Source organism: Mycobacterium sherrisii, from assembly GCF_002102355.1.
Taxonomy (GTDB): Bacteria; Actinomycetota; Actinomycetes; order Mycobacteriales; family Mycobacteriaceae; genus Mycobacterium; species Mycobacterium sherrisii.
Genome location: NZ_LQPT01000096.1, coordinates 1 through 2,098, shown reverse-complemented (window position 1 = coordinate 2,098; position 2,098 = coordinate 1). Strand labels below are relative to the sequence as shown.

The following is a 2,098-nucleotide window of genomic DNA, read 5'->3' as shown; positions in this document are numbered from 1 at the left end:
GGTTCCGGTGTCGGGGTCGATGGGCAAGGCCGCCTTGGTGGGCAGCATGTCGGTGCCCCAGGGCTGGACCGAGGCCGCCCCGGTGATACGCACCCTGGCCCAAACCCTGCCGGCCAACCTCGCTGCCGCCCCGGCGGCCACGCTGATGGGTCAAGAGGGCGTGTTTAGCCAGATGGCGTTGTCGAGCCTGGCCGGCCGCGCGGTGGCTGCCACCACCACCCGTTCGGTCAGCGCCAACACCGCCACCGCCGCCGCCTTGGGCGGCCTTGTCGCCGAAGCCGATCCGGCCGCGGCCACCATCATCGTCATCCCGGCCTTGGAGGACTAACCCATGTTCTATGCAGCGTTTCCCCCCGAATTCAACTCCGCACGCATCTACAGCGGCCCCGGCGCAGAATCGTTGATCAGCGCGGCCACCGCCTGGCAAAACCTAGCCACCGAATTACAGGCCACCGCCGACGCCTACTCCTCGGTACTGGCCAACCTGACCAGCGGCCCCTGGGTCGGTCCCTCCGCACTAGCCATGGCCGCTGCGGCCGCCCCCTACGTCGCCTGGATGCGCCAGACCGCCGCCCTGGCCGCCCAGACCGCGACCCAGGCCAGCGCGGCCGCCACCGCCTATGAGACCGCGTTCGCCGCCCACGTGCCCCCACCGGTGATCGCGGCCAACCGCGCGTTGCTGGCGCAGTTGATGGCCGCCAACCTCTTGGGCCAAAACACCGCCGCCATCGCGGCCACCGAAGCCCAATACGCCCAAATGTGGGCCCAAGACGCCGAAGCCATGGACACCTACTTCGCCTCCTCAGCCACCACCACCACCAACCTCACTGCATTCACCCCCGCCCCCCACACCACCAATGAAGAAGGCCCCGCCCTACAAGAGGCCGCGGTCACCACCGCCTCCTCCACCGGCGCTGGCACCGCCGCGAAAACCGTGGCCGCCGCGGCCACGACGCCGAGCGGGTTCAGTGGGCCGTTGGCGTGGCTGGCCCAACTGGCCACGGACTACCAGAACTTCTGGACCAACCTGCTCAACACCGTGCCGGGCGGAGCGAACTTCTACACCGCCATGTACAACGCCGTGAAAGTTCCGGTCGGGCTCACCACCACCTTCAACGACATCGGATTGCTGGTCAACTTCCCGCTGTCGCAGTGGTTGAAGTTCGCGCCTCCGGTTGCCTATGGGGCGCTGCCCAAGGAGGCACTCGGAGCGGGGTTGGGGGCGTTGGGATTTGGCCGCGGCACCCTCTACGGTGCGATCAGCCCGACCGCCGGCTTCGCCCGCGGCACCCTGGTGGGTGCGTTGACTGTTCCGCCCAGCTGGGCCTCGGCCACCCCGGCGATCCGGACCGTGGCCGCCGCGCTGACCGCGGCCGGCCCCCAAGCCATTCCCGCCGCCGCGCTGGGGGAGGGCAGCCTGTTCAGCTCGATGGGCATGGCGGGCATGCTCGGCAGCGCCCTAGGCGCCGGGAGCCCCACCGTGGTCGGAGCCGGCATCCGCAACCGGATGACCCCGCTCAAAGACCTCAAAGACAAAAACTCCCCCGAACACCTCAAACGGCTGGTCGCCCAGATCTCGGAGAAGCCCGAAACCGTGCAACACCACAACGTCGACCAAGAAGGCCTCGACACCCTCCTCGAACAACTCGCCAAAAAACCCGGCATCCACGCCGTACACCTCAAAAAGCACAAACCCCAAGTCATCCCCACCGAAGAAGCCCAAATCAGTTAAGGCACAAGCCCTTCCCCCTTCAGATCAGTACGGAAGAAGGTAGAAAATGAAACGGCTCGTAACGCTCCTAGGGGTCACCGCCATGGTCGCGCTCGCGGCGCCCGCCCACGCCGACCCCATCCCCGAACCCGACGGCGACGACGCAGCCTTCATCGCCGCCCTACATCAAGCGCACTTCAGCTTCTCCAGCGACGGTTCAGCCGTCACCGCGGGCCGCGCCGTGTGTTCCTGCCTCAACAACGGCGAAAACGCCTTAGAACTGCTCCACGACGTCAAACTGCACAACCCCGGCATGGACATGGAAATGGCATCCAACTTCGCCCTGATCTCCGCGAAATACTACTGCCCACAACAACTCGCCAAAGC

General features: G+C 66.9%; 3 protein-coding genes. All 3 read left to right on the top strand.

Annotation, left to right across the window (positions count from 1 at the left end; all coding sequences use genetic code 11):
- Positions 1–328 (top strand): PPE family protein, SVP subgroup (locus tag AWC25_RS19695; protein WP_425320234.1); only part of this gene is annotated, 328 nt, incomplete at its 5' end.
- A 3-nt stretch (positions 329–331) separates the two neighbouring features.
- Positions 332–1,732 carry a PPE family protein gene (locus AWC25_RS19690; RefSeq protein WP_085167312.1) on the top strand — a complete coding sequence of 467 codons (1,401 nt, stop codon included), beginning with the start codon at positions 332–334 and terminating at the stop codon, positions 1,730–1,732.
- Between the two features lie 46 nt (positions 1,733–1,778).
- Positions 1,779–2,098, top strand: a 320-nt coding sequence (locus AWC25_RS19685) for a DUF732 domain-containing protein (protein WP_085167314.1), incomplete at its 3' end; no start/stop codon positions are given.

Excerpts from the sequence above, each read along its gene's own strand:
- AWC25_RS19690 (WP_085167312.1), top strand. The coding sequence starts at position 332 with ATGTTCTATGCAGCGTTTCCCCCCGAATTCAACTCCGCACGCATCTAC.